Origin of the sequence: Microbacterium bandirmense, assembly GCF_037204185.1 — a bacterium.
Taxonomy (GTDB): Bacteria; Actinomycetota; Actinomycetes; order Actinomycetales; family Microbacteriaceae; genus Microbacterium; species Microbacterium bandirmense.
The window spans coordinates 22,320-35,198 of record NZ_JBBDGM010000017.1 but is presented as its reverse complement, the minus strand read 5'-3'; the positions used below and the strand labels follow the sequence as shown (position 1 = coordinate 35,198).

The following is a 12,879-nucleotide window of genomic DNA, read 5'->3' as shown; positions in this document are numbered from 1 at the left end:
GGCGGATGCCACGGACGTCGGCCTTCGGTGATTTCGGCTACTGAGCGAGGGCACCGATCGGCACGACGTGGATGCCATCCGCCCGCGTGTACGCGTACTGCCCCCCTGTGATGATGATCATCGCAGTCGGCGGCGGCGTGCGCGACGCGTCGAGGTTCGACACGAAGCGGAGGAGGGATTCCGCCGCCGAGTCCTCCCTGGAGGCCGCCAGCTTGATCTCGATCGCCAGCCAAGATCCATCGGGAAGCTCGATGATGGCGTCCACCTCGCGTCCGGCGCTGTCACGATAGTGGCGCACCACCCCGCCCAGCGGCTCCGCGTAAACGCGCAGGTCGCGCACCACGAGCGACTCGAACAGCTGTCCGAAATACCCCAGGTCGGTGAGCAGCCTGTCAGCACCGGCGCCGACTGCAGCCGCGGCCAACGATGGATCGATGAGGTGCCGGCGGGGGGCCTTGCGTACACGATCTCGCGACCTGAGGTGCGGACCCCAACTGGGCTGGTCTTCAATAGCGAAGACTCGCGACAGCGCACCCAGATACGACTGCACGGTAGCATCGGTCATCCGCTCGTCCCCTGCCGATGCGGCTCGCGCCAGCGCCGCGATCGACACCTCAGTGGCGACGCTTCGCCCCAGCGCCCGCACCAGTCGCAGCACAGCGTCGGGATCTCGCCGCGGCTCGTCCTCGAGCCTCGGCAGATCGATGCGTGCTGTGTCATCCAAGTAGGAACGCAAGCGGTTCACGGCCTGTCGCAGCGGGAGCGTCTGCAATCCGGGCCACCCACCTCGCACAAGCACTTCGGCGAGGTCGGGCACCGTTAGATCGGATGCACCTGAAACAGGATCGGCGGGAGTCGCAAGGAGTTCACTGAGTCTCACGTCCCCGGCCGAATGCCCTGACTCGGCCAACGACATGGGTCGCATCTTGAACCGGAGCATACGGCCCGCTCCAGAATGCCGCGTCGCGTCGTCAGCTGGCACCGCGGATCCGGCGAGGATGAACGACGCATCGTCCTCTCGATCGACGGCGGCCCGGACGGAGTTCCAGACTTGAGGTGCCAGCTGCCACTCGTCGATGAAGCGGGGCCGAGCACCCACCAGTAAGCGGGCTGGATCGAGTGCAGCCAGCGTGACCGCGCCGGGATCTGTATCGAGTTGAATGCTGCTTGCTGCGTGATGTCGTCCCGTCGCCGATTTGCCGCAGGCACGCGGACCCTCCAGCAGCACCGCGCCGGGATATTGCAATGCCTCGGCGAGTTCGGTGTCGATCACACGCGAGCGATAGGCGGGCATGGTTGCGAGGCTACACGTTGAAGCAGAAAAGGTCGAGTATCCAGAGGGGAAAAAGTTGAGCATCCAGAGAGGAAAAAGTCGAGGATCCAGAGAGGGAAAAGTGGACACACGTCCGCGAGCCGCGTGCCCTCACCAGTCCCGCAGGAACGCCTCCACCTCGTCAAGCGTCGGCGCCGTCGTCGGGCCGCGGCGTGTGACCTTGATGGCCGCGGCTGCGTTGGCCCGGCGACAGGCATCCGCCCAGCTCAGGCCCTCGACGACGCCCGCGAGCATCGCGCCGGTGTGCGTGTCGCCGGCGCCGTTTGTGTCGAGCGGGGTCTGCGGGAAGCCTGCGATGTACGTCGTCTCGCCTTCGGCATGCACCGCGCATCCCTCGGCTCCGTCCCGGACGATCACGACAGCGTGGTCGCGCATCAGCGGTACGAGTGCGGCTGCCTGCGCCTCGATCTCACGCCGCCCTGCGGCCATGGGCACCTCGCGCGCGGCCAGCAGGTCGGTCGCCTCTTCGGCATTGCCGGTCCAGACGTCGGTGCGGGCGAGCATCGTCTCGCGCACCGCGGATGGCAGCGTCGCGAACGCCGCACCGGGGTCGAGTACGACGATCGCCGCCTCGGGCAGCGTGGCAAGCCATTCCAGCAGCGGCTCGCGGGTCTGCTCGACGGCGAGTGAGTATCCGGTGACGCAGACGAGGTCGCCGTCCTCGACCTCGGCGCTCGCGAGGGAGCCGGCCGTGATGTCGCGCTCGGCGCCGAGGGTGGTGACGAAGGTGCGCTCGGCGGTCGGCTCGACCATCACGACGCACACGCCCGTGTCGTGCGCGGTGATGGCAGGGGCGGATGCTGCGATGCCGTCATCCGCAAGAGCCGCGCGGATCAGATCGCCGTTCGGTCCGGTGCCGACTGCTCCGGCGTGCACGCACTGCGCGCCGAGTCGGGCCGCCGCCAGCAGCACGGTCACCGCCCCGCCCGCGTACTGCGTGCTCGACGACGCCATCACGTTCTGCCCGCGAGCCGGCAGGTCGGGCACCTCGACGATCAGGTCGACCAGCGCCTGGCCGGTGTGGATGACGCGCGACACTCGGCCCTCTTCGACCTCGTCGGCGGGAACAGGGGGCACATGGCCGGCATCCGCTCGCATCCGGTCAGCCTATCGAGCGCCCCGCGGCCATCCGAACGCCGTCGACTCCGACCGTCAGCGCGAACCGAACCCGAAACCCTCCGCCGCCCGCGCCGCAAACGCCTCGGCCTCATCGGCCCGCATGGAGTAGGTGTGCTCGACCGCCGGGTACTCTCCTCCGCGCACCTCTTCGGCGTACCGCGACACGCCCGCGACCATCTCTGTGCGCAGGTCGGCGTAGCGCTTGACGAAGCGCGCGGCGCTGCCGCCGTAGATCCCGAGCAGATCGTGGAAGACGAGCACCTGCCCGTCGGCATCCGCGCCCGCTCCGATCCCGATCACGGGGATCTGCATGTGCGGCATCACGGCCCGCGTGACCTCGGCCGGAACGGCCTCGATGACGAGCATCGAGCATCCGGCATCCTGCAGGGCGAGTGCGTCTTCGATCACGCGCAGCGCACCGTCGGCGGTGCGCCCCTGCGCGCGGTAGCCGCCAAGCGACGTCGCCGTCTGCGGGGTGAGACCGACGTGCCCGACGACGGGGATGCCGGCCGCCACCAGCGCCCGCGCGCGCTCGACGGTGGTGCCGCCGCGCTCGATCTTGACGGCGTCGGCGCCGCTCTCTTTGATGAAGCGCTGTGCGGTCGCGATCGCGAGCTCATCGGATGCCTCATACGAGCCGAACGGCAGATCGGCCACCAGCAGCGGTGCCCAGAGCCCGCGGCGCACGGCCGAGGTGAGCATGATCATCTCGTCGACAGTGACCGGCACGGTGCTGTCGTAGCCGAGCACGGTCATCGCGGCGGAGTCGCCGACCAGCACGGTGTCGACGCCGGCGGCCTCGACGATCTGAGCGCCGGGGAAGTCGCAGGCAGTGACCATGACGATAGGCTCGCCGGCCGCCTTCTTCGCGGCGAGCGCGCCGAGTGTGACGCGCGGTCGCGCGGCGGATGCCGGAGTGGGGTGGGTGCTCATCGTCAGACTCCGCTCAGCAGCTGGTCGACGTCGGTGTCGACCTGGATGATCCCGTTGCCGCGGTCGACGTGCACGACGGTCGGTTCGTAGTCAGCCAGGTCGTCGCGCGAGTAGTCGGCGTACGAGATGACGATGATCGTGTCGCCGGAGTGCACCAGGCGTGCGGCGGCGCCGTTGACCTGCATGACTCCCGATCCGCGCTCACCGGCGATCGTGTACGTCTCGAAGCGCGCACCGTTGTCGACGTCGACGACGTGCACCTGCTCGTGCGGCAGGATGTCGGCGGCGTCGAGCAGGTCTGGGTCGATCGTGATCGACCCGACGTAGTTCAGGTCGCTGCCGGTGATGGTGGCGCGGTGGATCTTCGACTTCAGCATGGTGCGTCGCATCAGGCATCGCCCTTCTGTTCTGTGCCGCGGAGGATGTGGTTGTCGATCAGGCGGGCGCCGCCGACGCGCGCGGCGACCGCCAGCAGCGCCTCGCCGTCGAGCCGGGTCACCGGACTGAGATCGCGCAGGTCGCGCAACTCGACGTACTCGGGGTCGATGTCGGCCTCCGCGAGTGTGCGGCGCACGGCGCCAGTGAGGGTCGCCGCGTCGCGTTCGCCTGCGGCGGCGAGGGCGGATGCTGCATCGAGCCCCCGGCTGATCGCGGTCGCCCGGCGCCGGGCATCCGCATCGAGGTAGACGTTGCGCGAGCTCATCGCGAGCCCGTCCGCCTCGCGGACGGTGGGGCACGCCTCGATGCGCACATCGAGGTTCAGGTCGCGCACGACGAGCACCTGCTGCCCGTCCTTCTGCCCGAAGTAGGCGACGTCGGGCGCGACGATGTTCAGCAGCTTGGTGACGACGGTGGCGACGCCGTCGAAGTGGTGCGCACCGCGGCTCGCCCCGTCGAGCACGTAGGTGAGGCCCGAGATGTGGATGCTGGTGGCGAAGCCGTCCGGGTAGATCTCGACGGCATCCGGGGCGAAGAGGATGTCGACGCCCTCGGCCTCGGCGAGCGCCGCGTCGCGTGCCTCATCGCGCGGGTAGGTGCTGAGGTCCTCGTTCGCGCCGAACTGGGTCGGGTTGACGAACAGCGAGACGATGACGAGGTCGGATGCTGCCCGCGCCTGCCGCATGAGCGAGAGGTGCCCCTCGTGGAAGGCGCCCATGGTCGGCACGAGGCCGATCCGGGCGTTGTCGCGGCGTGCCGCGCGGACGGCGTCGCGCACCTCGGTGATCGTGCGAAGGATCTTCATGCGGACTCACCCCGTGCTGCCAGCGTGCGGGTCCCGTCGCAGAGCGCGTCGAACAGCACGACCAGGTCGGGCCGCTCCTCGGCGATCGCATCCCGCTGCCGGGCGACCGTGCTCTCGTCGCCGCGCACGATCGGACCGGTGAGCGCGGCGCGAGCGCCGGTCGCCTCCCAGTTGGCGACCGTCTGCCGCACGAGCGGCGCGAGCAGCGCCCGGGCGTCGTCGGATCGGATGCCCGCGATCGCCGCGACCTGCTCGGCAGCATCCAACGTCGTCAGCAGCAGATTCGAAGCCATGGATGCCGCCGCGTGATACGCCGCGCGGTGCTCGTCGTCGACACGGAAGGCGCGGGCGCCGAGCGCGGCGACGAGTCCGTCGGCGACGGCGAGCGCGTCGTCGGTGCGTCCCGCGACGGCGCAGCCGATCCCGTGGAAGACCTGGGGCTGCTCGGCGCCGGTGAAGGTCTGCAGCGGATGGATGCTGAAGTCGACGTCGTCAAGGGGCGTGGCGCCCGAGACGTGCCCGACCAGGCGCGCGTGCGGGCGGGCAACTCGGGCTGCGGCAGCGATAGCCGCGTCGGGAACGCACAGCAGCGCGACGTCGACCGCGGGAATCTCATCGTCGCGACGCAGAGGTGCGTGCACCGCGAGTCCGGCGCGACGAAGGGCGGCGGCGAGCACGCCGCCGAGGCGGCCGGCGCCGATGACGGCGACGCTCGCGGAGGCGGGAAGCGATGATGGGTTCATGTCGGGTGAGCCGGGGTCGGATCGTGCAGCCCCGGTTTCGCCATGAGTATCGCGCTGTGACGGCGCGTGCGCCAAACTCGGCAACACTTCGTCAAGCTAAAGGCCGCTCTCATTGGTGCTTCTGTGCTTCAGTTGCCGGTTCAGCTTGCCATAACGATTTCGGCCCTCCGAGTGGCATACTGATCGCCATGTGGATCGGCTGGGTCGAGTTCGACGTGCTGCTGGGCGATGTGCGGTCGCTGAAGGAGAAGCGCAGCGTGATCCGTCCGCTGATCGCCGACCTCTCCCGCCGCACCGAGGCCGCCGTCGCCGAAGTGGGTGAGCACGACCTGCACCGACGCACCACGATCGGCATGTCGGTCGTCGGCGCCGACGCCACGCACGTGCGCGATGTGCTCGATCGGGCCGAGCGGATGCTGGCCGAAGAGCATCCGGAGATCACCCTGCTGTCGGCGCGTCGCGGCCTGCGCTCCAGCGAGGACTGAGCGCACTTCCTTGGGGACGCTGCTCGTCTTCACGCGTAAAGAATCGCCGCGATTCTTTACACGTTCTCGCGACGTGTCATCTCGTTTTGCATGTCTTTCTTCCGCCCCTCCAGCGCCCACGCGCAGAGCACGGCGACGATCCCCGCGATCGGCACCACGAGCAGGCCCGTGCGCAGGCCGGCGCTGTCGGCGACGAGCCCGACGATCGGCGGCGACAGCAGGAAGCCGAGCCGCAGCAGCCACGACACGATCGTGAGGCCCGCGCCGTGCTTGAGACCGGGCAGTTCGTCGGCGACGTGCATCGCGGCGGGGATGAGGGTCGCACAGCCGTACCCGGCGGCGGCGAAGCCGAGGATCGTGCCGGGAATCGACGGGAACGCGAGGGCGATGCCCATGCCGACCGAGGCGATGAGCCCGCCGGCGATGGCGACGGCGCGCTGACCGAACCGGTCGGTGAGGCCGTCGCCGACGATGCGCCCGATGAACTGCGCGCCGACGAGGGCGATGTATCCGGTGGCGGCGAGCGCCGCCGGCGTGTCGAGTGAGGTCACGAGGTAGAGGGTCGCCCACGACATCCCGGCGTCTTCGATCAGTGCTCCGGCGATCGAGATCAGCACGAGCGCGGCGAGGATGATGACGGTCTTCGCGGTGACGCGCTGCAGAGCGCCGCCGATCTCGGGGCCGTCGGCGACGGCATCCTCATCGATCTCCCGATCGCGACCGGGCAGACAGAGGCGCAGGGCGACGAGTGAGACGATGCCGAACAGCACCGCGGAGATGATCAGGTGGATGCCGAGGGGTACACCCAGCGCGATCGCCGTGGCCGCCATCGAGCCGCCGAGCACCGCGCCGATCGACCAGATCGCGTGGAATGAGTTGATGATCGAGCGGCCGTAGCCGCGCTGCACGCGCAGAGCATGGGCGTTCTGGGCGACATCGGTGATGGCATCCGATGCTCCGCCGAGGAAGAGGCCGAGCGCGAAGAACGCGACGTGCGGTGCGAAGCCGGCGGCGAGGATGCCGAGACTAGTGATGATGGTGCCGGCGACGGCGACCTTCGCCGAGCCGAAGCGGCGGATGAACATCGCCGCGGCCAGTCCCGCCACGATCGCGCCGGCGGGGAAGGCGGCGATGGCCAGGCCGTAGGTGGTGGCGTCGAGCCCGAGCGCGCTCTTGATCGAGGGGTAGCGCGGCAGGATGTTGGCGAACAGCGCTCCGTTGGTGAGGAACAGCAGAGCGACGCCGAGGCGCGCGCGGCGCATCGCGGGCGCGACGGTGGTGGAGCGGGGCATATGTACGACCGTATCCAGCCTTTCCTGATCGAACGATTAACGATAGATTCTCTCTGTTATTCGATGAGAGGATGCTGCCATGGGACGGACGACGATCGTGCTGCTGCGTGTGGTGATCGCACTGGCGCTGGCGGGATCACTGGTGGTGCAGACGGTGCTCACCCCGCTGATCTGGGTGGATCTTGACGGCACCCCGACGTGGTTTCGGGTGAGCTTCGTCGTGATCGCGGTGCTGGTAGTTGCGCTCGCGTTCGTCATGGCGCCGACGCACATCGCTCCCGGAATCGTGGCGCTGGTGTGCGGTGCCGCGCTGGTGCTCGGCGGCATGGCGCTGCTGGTCGTGGTGATGAAGGCGCTGCTGCGACAGGCGATCGAGCGTGGGAACGAGGCGCAGACGCTTCGCATTGAGCTGGGTGAGGTGATCTGAATGCCCGTGATCGTCGACATCGACGTGATGCTCGCCCGCCGCAAGATGGCCGTCGGCGAGCTCGCCGAGCGCATCGGCATCACTCCGACGAACCTCGCCGTGCTGAAGAACGGCCGCGCGAAGGCCGTGCGGTTCATGACGCTGGATGCCCTCTGCGAAGTGCTGGAGTGTCAACCCGGGGATCTGCTGCGGTGGGAGCCCGACGGGGAGGAGTGACGGTCTGGTCGTGAGTCGTCGCCGTGGACGGCTGACGTCCTCTTCCTCACCGCACCAGACAGGGCCGCTTCGCGTCGAAGGTCCAGTCCGTCACGAGGTACCGCATGCCAATGGCGTCGTCACGGGCACCCAGTCCGTGCTCGACGTAGAGTTCGTGGGCTTCGGCGAGCCGGTCGCGGTTGAGCGTAACTCCGAGTCCCGGGCGGTCGGGCACCTGCACGGCGCCGTCACGGATCTGCGGCGCATCCACCGTCAGCTGCTGCCCGTCCTGCCAGATCCAGTGCGTGTCGAGAGCCGTGATCTCACCCGGTGCGGCAGCCCCCACCTGGGTGAACATCGCGAGCGAGATGTCGAAGTGGTTGTTCGAGTGCGATCCCCAGGTGAGGTCGAAATCGTTGCACAGTTGGGCCACCCGCACCGATCCGGCCATCGTCCAGAAGTGCGGATCGGCGAGGGGGATGTCGACAGCATCCGATCTGATGGCGTGCGCCATCTCACGCCAGTCGGTGGCGATCATGTTCGTGGCGGTGCGCATCCCCGTGCGGCGGCGGAACTCCGCCATCACCTCCCGGCCCGAGAAGCGGCCCTCGGCGCCGCACGGGTCCTCGGCGTAGGCGAGCACATCGCGCAGTCGCTGACCGATGCGCACGGCGTCGTCCAGCATCCATCCGCCGTTCGGGTCGAGTGTGATCCGCGCATCCGGAAACCGTTCCGCGAGCGCCGTGACGACATCCGCCTCTGCCTCGCCCTCGAGCACACCACCCTTGAGCTTGAAGTCCGAGAACCCGTACTTCTTCTGCGCGGCCTCCGCCAGGCGGATCACCCCTTCCGCCGTCATCGCCTCCTCGCGCCGCACGCTCTCCCAGGTGCCGGCCGGGGCACCGCTCTCCCGCAGGTACGGCAGGTCGGTGCGATCGGGATCGGCGACGAAGAACAGGTACCCGAGCATCGGCACGGAATCGCGCTGCTGGCCGTCACCCAGCAGTTCGGCCACGGGCACGCCCAGCTGCTGCGCATGCAGGTCGAGCAGCGCCGACTCGATGCCGGTGACGGCGTGCACGGTCGTGCGCAGGTCGAAGGTCTGCAGCCCTCGACCGCCGGCGTCGCGGTCGGCGAAGCGCGCCGCCACCGACCGCAGCAGCGAGCGGTACCGACCCACGGGCTCGCCGCTCAGCAACTCTCCGGCCTCGGCGATCGTGGTGCGGATCGGCTCTCCGCCGGGCACCTCGCCCAGCCCCTCGCGCCCATCGGAATCCGTCGCGATGACGATGTTGCGTGTGAAGAACGGGCCGTGTGCGCCGGAGAGGTTCAGCAGCATCGAGTCGTGACCGGCGACCGGCACGACGTCGATCCGCTCGATCGTGGGCACGGTGCTCATGCGCTCTCCTCCGGACCGGAGTGGCGACCGTCGATCAGCCGCGGCACGCGCCACGGGTTGGCGTCGCGCAGCGCCTCGGGCAGCAGCTCGTCCGGGAAGTTCTGATAGGCGACCGGCCGCAGGAAGCGTTCGATCGCGAGTGTGCCGACGCTCGTCGTGCGCGAGTCGCTCGTCGCGGGGAACGGCCCGCCGTGCACCATGGCGTGTCCGACCTCCACCCCGGTCGGCCAGCCGCCTACGAGGATGCGCCCGACCTTGCGCTCGAGCACGGGCAGCAGCTCGGCCGCGAGCTCGTGGTCGGCCGCACTCAACTGCAGCGTGGCGGTCAGCTGTCCCTCCAGACGTTCGGCCGCCGCGGCCAGCTCGGCCGCATCGTCGTATCGCACGACGAGCGAGGCTGCACCGAAGATCTCTTCGTGCAGCACCTGGTTCCTCTCGAAGGCGTCGATGTCCGCCGAGTGGATCACCGGCGCCGGGGCGTGCGGCCCGTCACCCTCCGCACCGCGGGCGAGCACCTCAGCATTGGCATCCCGAGTCGCCACACCCTCACGCCAGGCGGCGGCGATGCTCGGCGACAGCATGGTCTGCCCGAATGCCGCATCCATCGCTGCCGACACGGCCCGCAGGAACGCCTCCCCCGCCTCACTGCGTGGGACGAAGACGATCCCCGGCTGCGTGCACAGCTGACCGCTCGATCCGGTCGCGCTCTGCACGTAACCCGTGGCGAGCGCATCGATGTCACCCTCCAGCGCCCCGGGCAGGACGAACACCGGGTTCACCGAACTCATCTCGGCGTAAACAGGGATCGGCACGGGCCGACCCTGCGCCGTGCGCACCAGCGCGAGACCCCCCTCGCGTGAGCCGGTGAACCCGACGGCATGGATCCTCGGGTCGGAGACGAGCGCCTGCCCGACGCTGCGGCCCGGACCGAAGATGTGCGAGAACACTCCGGGATGCAGCCCGTGCGCGTCGACGGCGCGCGCGATCGCCGCCGCCACCAGCTCGCTGGTTCCCGGATGCGAGCTGTGCGCCTTGAACACGACCGGGCAGCCGGCAGCGAGCGCGGATGCGGTATCGCCGCCCGCGGTCGAGAACGCGAGCGGGAAGTTCGACGCTCCGAACACAGCGACCGGCCCCAGGGGCACCTTGCGCTGGCGGATGTCGAGTCGCGGCATCGGCGAGCGCTCCGGCTGGGCCGGGTCGATCCGCACACCGCGGTGGGCACCGGTGCGCACGACTTCGGCGAACAGCCGCAGCTGCCCGGTCGTGCGCGCCCGCTCGCCGGCCAATCGTGCCTGCGGCAGCCCCGTCTCCTGCATCCCCCGCTCGATCAGCGCATCGCCGATCGCCTCGATCTCGTCGGCGATCGTGTCGAGGAACGCGGCGTGCGCCTCGGGCTCGAGCCTGGAGAACGACTCGAATGCCTGTTCGGCCGCCGCCGTGGCCTCCCGGAGCTGCTCGACGTCGATCTGCGTGTACGGCGGATCGAGCTTCTGGTCGGTGGCCGGAGCCACGGCGTACAGGGGCGAGCCTGCGCCCGGCACGGATCGTCCGGCGATCGATGAATGCCCGGTGAGGACGGCGGCGGTCATTTCACACACTCCTTGCGTTCTGCGCGGATCGGTGGTGGGGGATCAGGCTAGGGCGGGCGCCAGCACTCCCGCGCGCTCGATCAGTGCGGCGAGGTCGGCGTCGTCCTGCTCCGACAGGTCGTGCAGGGGCGGACGCACCGGTCCGACACCACGCCCGGTCACGCGCAGACCCGCCTTGATGATGGACACACCATACCCGCGGCCGCGGTCGCGGATCTCGAGGTACGGCAGCACGAACCGGCCGAGCTTCTCGGTGACGGCCGCGCGATCCTGCGCGCGCACGTCACGGTAGAACTCGAGCGCGAACTCGGGGATGAAGTTGAACATCGCCGACGAGTAGGTGCTCATTCCCATCTGCAGCAGCGGCAGTGCGTAGGTCTCGGCGGTCGGCAGGCCGCCCAGGTAGAAGAGGCGCTCGCCGTTGCGGACGTACACGGAGGCGAGGTGCTCGATGTCTCCGGTCGCATCCTTGAACCCGATGACGTTCTCATGGCGGGCGGCGAGCGTGGCCATGGTCTCGGCCGAGTAGATCGCGTTGCCGCGGTTGTAGACGATGATCGCGAGGCTGGTCGCGGCGGCGATCGCCGAGACGTGCTCGACGAGGCCGGCCTGATCGCACTCGGTGAGGTACGGGGGCAGGACGAGGATGCCCTCGGCGCCGGCCTCTTCGGCGGCGCGGGCGTTCGCGATGGCGTTGCGGGTCCAGCCGCCGGCGGATGCGAGCACCGGCACCTCGGGGCGCGAGGACTGCACTGCCGCGCGGACGACGGCGGCGGATTCGGCGGCGTCGAGGCTGAAGCCCTCGCCGGTTCCGCCTGCGGCGAAGAGCCCTGCGACGCCGTGGCTCGCCTGCCACTCCACGTGCTCGCGGTAGCGCTTCTCGTCGAATTCGAGGTCGGGCGTGAACGCGGTCACGGGGAAGGAGAGAAGACCATCGCGAAGGTGGTCGGCCAGTTCGGTGGGCGTGAATCGTGCCACGGTGCACTCCTGAGGTTTCTCGCCGGTGGTCGGCGTGGATCTGAACACTGGTCACGCTAGGCGCGAATCAATGCGTTGCCAAACTAATTAGTGGATAGATCAATGCACCAGATGCATTAATGGGTGAGTGCTGCCAGCCCGGCGGTCTCGGGGACCGGCGTCGGCAGAGGCTGCCCCGCGAGGTGCGCTCGCAGGTTGGCGAGCGTGAGATCGCGCATGTCCTCGCGAGTCTCGCGCGTGCCGCTGCCGACGTGCGGCAGCAGGGTGACATCGTCGCGGATCAGCCGCGGTGGCACGTGCGGCTCATGCGCGAAGACGTCGAGCCCGGCTCCTGCGATCTCGCCGGCCTCGAGTGCGTCGATGAGGGCATCCTCATCGACGACCGAGCCTCGGGCGATGTTCACGAGGAAGCCGTCCGGTCCCAGTGCGCGCAGCACCTCAGCATCCACCAGTCCGTCCGTCGCCGCTCCACCCGGCACGGCGACGACGAGCACATCCGATCGACGGGCGAGCTCGACGGCGGACGGGATGTGCTCCCAGGTCACCGACTCGACGGGACGCCGCGTCGTGTACAGCACGGTGGCGTCGAACGCCGCCGCGCGTCGTGCGATCGCCTGGCCGATGCGCCCGAGTCCGAGGATGCCGACGGTGCTGCGCGAGAACCGGCGCGTCAGCGGGAATCCGCCCGACTCCCAGCGTCCGTCGCGCAGGAAGCGCTCGGATGCCCCGAATCGGCGGAACACGTCGAGCATCAGCCCGAGCGCCGTATCGGCGACGCAGTCGGTGAGGACGTCGGGGGTGTTGGTCACCTGGATGCCGCGTTCGGCCGCCTGGGCGACATCCGTGGTGTCGTAGCCGACACCGAAGTTGGTCACGATCTCGAGGTTCGGAAGCGCCGCCATGAGCGCGCTCGGAACCCCCACCCGACCGCTGGTGACGACGGCGCGTACCTTCGCAGCATCCGCCGGATCGAGCGCTGCGGCGTCGTCCGGCAGGCGAACGGCGGCGTACTCCTGCTGGATGATGCGCTCCAGCGACGGGAGCAGCGGCCCCGCCTGTGCGACGGTGCCCGGAGCGGGCGAGGACGCGGAAGTGGTTGAGTTGGTCATGGCGTGAGACTACGACTCGTCAACGATGCGC

General features: G+C 69.3%; 14 protein-coding genes. 3 read left to right on the top strand and 11 right to left on the bottom strand.

From position 1 onward, the window contains the following. Positions 1-37: 37 nt before the first annotated feature. The 6 genes from WDU99_RS15575 to WDU99_RS15550 all read right to left on the bottom strand — a co-directional run bounded on the left by WDU99_RS15575 (position 38) and on the right by WDU99_RS15550 (position 5,371). Positions 38-1,294, bottom strand: a complete 1,257-nt coding sequence (locus WDU99_RS15575) for an ATP-binding protein (protein ID WP_337333383.1) — start codon at positions 1,292-1,294, stop codon at positions 38-40. Positions 1,295-1,423: 129 nt separating this feature from the next. After that, positions 1,424-2,431: a PfkB family carbohydrate kinase gene (locus tag WDU99_RS15570; RefSeq protein ID WP_337333382.1), complete on the bottom strand. Its 1,008-nt coding sequence runs from the start codon at positions 2,429-2,431 to the stop codon at positions 1,424-1,426. Positions 2,432-2,485: 54 nt separating this feature from the next. Next, a complete protein-coding gene (gene panB / locus WDU99_RS15565; protein ID WP_337333381.1) occupies positions 2,486-3,385 on the bottom strand; it encodes a 3-methyl-2-oxobutanoate hydroxymethyltransferase in 900 nt (299 codons plus the stop codon). Positions 3,386-3,387: 2 nt separating this feature from the next. Continuing rightward, on the bottom strand, positions 3,388-3,774 hold the full coding sequence (panD, locus tag WDU99_RS15560; protein WP_337333380.1) for an aspartate 1-decarboxylase: 387 nt from the start codon (positions 3,772-3,774) through the stop codon (positions 3,388-3,390). Then, positions 3,774-4,628, bottom strand: a complete 855-nt coding sequence (panC, locus tag WDU99_RS15555) for a pantoate--beta-alanine ligase (RefSeq protein WP_337333379.1) — start codon at positions 4,626-4,628, stop codon at positions 3,774-3,776. The genes panD and panC overlap by 1 nt, the downstream gene beginning before the upstream one ends. Beyond that, positions 4,625-5,371 carry a DUF2520 domain-containing protein gene (locus WDU99_RS15550; RefSeq protein ID WP_337333378.1) on the bottom strand — a complete coding sequence of 249 codons (747 nt, stop codon included), beginning with the start codon at positions 5,369-5,371 and terminating at the stop codon, positions 4,625-4,627. Before WDU99_RS15550 ends, panC begins: the two co-directional genes overlap by 4 nt. A 188-nt stretch (positions 5,372-5,559) precedes the next feature. Between WDU99_RS15550 and WDU99_RS15545 the strand changes: the two genes are divergently transcribed. Then, positions 5,560-5,856: a DUF503 domain-containing protein gene (locus WDU99_RS15545; protein ID WP_337333377.1), complete on the top strand. Its 297-nt coding sequence runs from the start codon at positions 5,560-5,562 to the stop codon at positions 5,854-5,856. A gap of 56 nt (positions 5,857-5,912) precedes the next feature. Here the strand turns inward: WDU99_RS15545 and WDU99_RS15540 are convergent, their stop codons facing one another. After that, on the bottom strand, positions 5,913-7,148 hold the full coding sequence (locus tag WDU99_RS15540; protein WP_337333376.1) for an MFS transporter: 1,236 nt from the start codon (positions 7,146-7,148) through the stop codon (positions 5,913-5,915). A gap of 79 nt (positions 7,149-7,227) precedes the next feature. Here WDU99_RS15540 and WDU99_RS15535 point away from each other — a divergent pair, with 79 nt between their 5' ends. Both WDU99_RS15535 and WDU99_RS15530 read left to right on the top strand, forming a co-directional pair. Continuing rightward, positions 7,228-7,575: a DUF2975 domain-containing protein gene (locus WDU99_RS15535; protein WP_337333375.1), complete on the top strand. Its 348-nt coding sequence runs from the start codon at positions 7,228-7,230 to the stop codon at positions 7,573-7,575. Next, positions 7,576-7,791 carry a helix-turn-helix domain-containing protein gene (locus WDU99_RS15530; protein WP_337333374.1) on the top strand — a complete coding sequence of 72 codons (216 nt, stop codon included), beginning with the start codon at positions 7,576-7,578 and terminating at the stop codon, positions 7,789-7,791. A gap of 46 nt (positions 7,792-7,837) precedes the next feature. Here WDU99_RS15530 and WDU99_RS15525 read toward each other — a convergent pair whose 3' ends face one another. The 4 genes from WDU99_RS15525 to WDU99_RS15510 all read right to left on the bottom strand — a co-directional run bounded on the left by WDU99_RS15525 (position 7,838) and on the right by WDU99_RS15510 (position 12,848). Beyond that, a complete protein-coding gene (locus WDU99_RS15525) occupies positions 7,838-9,169 on the bottom strand; it encodes an enolase C-terminal domain-like protein (RefSeq protein ID WP_337333373.1) in 1,332 nt (443 codons plus the stop codon). Further along, entirely contained in the window at positions 9,166-10,761 is a 1,596-nt protein-coding gene (locus WDU99_RS15520) for an aldehyde dehydrogenase (NADP(+)) (RefSeq protein WP_337333372.1), read from the bottom strand. The genes WDU99_RS15525 and WDU99_RS15520 overlap by 4 nt, the downstream gene beginning before the upstream one ends. A 42-nt stretch (positions 10,762-10,803) precedes the next feature. After that, complete coding sequence (locus WDU99_RS15515) at positions 10,804-11,739, bottom strand: 5-dehydro-4-deoxyglucarate dehydratase (RefSeq protein WP_337333370.1); 936 nt, start codon at positions 11,737-11,739, stop codon at positions 10,804-10,806. A 116-nt stretch (positions 11,740-11,855) separates the two neighbouring features. Beyond that, a complete protein-coding gene (locus WDU99_RS15510; RefSeq protein ID WP_337333368.1) occupies positions 11,856-12,848 on the bottom strand; it encodes a 2-hydroxyacid dehydrogenase in 993 nt (330 codons plus the stop codon). Positions 12,849-12,879 lie beyond the last annotated feature (31 nt).

Excerpts from the sequence above, each read along its gene's own strand:
- WDU99_RS15575 (WP_337333383.1), bottom strand. The coding sequence starts at position 1,294 with ATGCCCGCCTATCGCTCGCGTGTGATCGACACCGAACTCGCCGAGGCA.
- WDU99_RS15570 (WP_337333382.1), bottom strand. The coding sequence starts at position 2,431 with ATGCGAGCGGATGCCGGCCATGTGCCCCCTGTTCCCGCCGACGAGGTC.
- panB (WP_337333381.1), bottom strand. The coding sequence starts at position 3,385 with ATGAGCACCCACCCCACTCCGGCATCCGCCGCGCGACCGCGCGTCACA.
- panD (WP_337333380.1), bottom strand. The coding sequence starts at position 3,774 with ATGCGACGCACCATGCTGAAGTCGAAGATCCACCGCGCCACCATCACC.
- panC (WP_337333379.1), bottom strand. The coding sequence starts at position 4,628 with ATGAAGATCCTTCGCACGATCACCGAGGTGCGCGACGCCGTCCGCGCG.
- WDU99_RS15550 (WP_337333378.1), bottom strand. The coding sequence starts at position 5,371 with ATGAACCCATCATCGCTTCCCGCCTCCGCGAGCGTCGCCGTCATCGGC.
- WDU99_RS15545 (WP_337333377.1), top strand. The coding sequence starts at position 5,560 with ATGTGGATCGGCTGGGTCGAGTTCGACGTGCTGCTGGGCGATGTGCGG.
- WDU99_RS15540 (WP_337333376.1), bottom strand. The coding sequence starts at position 7,148 with ATGCCCCGCTCCACCACCGTCGCGCCCGCGATGCGCCGCGCGCGCCTC.
- WDU99_RS15535 (WP_337333375.1), top strand. The coding sequence starts at position 7,228 with ATGGGACGGACGACGATCGTGCTGCTGCGTGTGGTGATCGCACTGGCG.
- WDU99_RS15530 (WP_337333374.1), top strand. The coding sequence starts at position 7,576 with ATGCCCGTGATCGTCGACATCGACGTGATGCTCGCCCGCCGCAAGATG.
- WDU99_RS15525 (WP_337333373.1), bottom strand. The coding sequence starts at position 9,169 with ATGAGCACCGTGCCCACGATCGAGCGGATCGACGTCGTGCCGGTCGCC.
- WDU99_RS15520 (WP_337333372.1), bottom strand. The coding sequence starts at position 10,761 with ATGACCGCCGCCGTCCTCACCGGGCATTCATCGATCGCCGGACGATCC.
- WDU99_RS15510 (WP_337333368.1), bottom strand. The coding sequence starts at position 12,848 with ATGACCAACTCAACCACTTCCGCGTCCTCGCCCGCTCCGGGCACCGTC.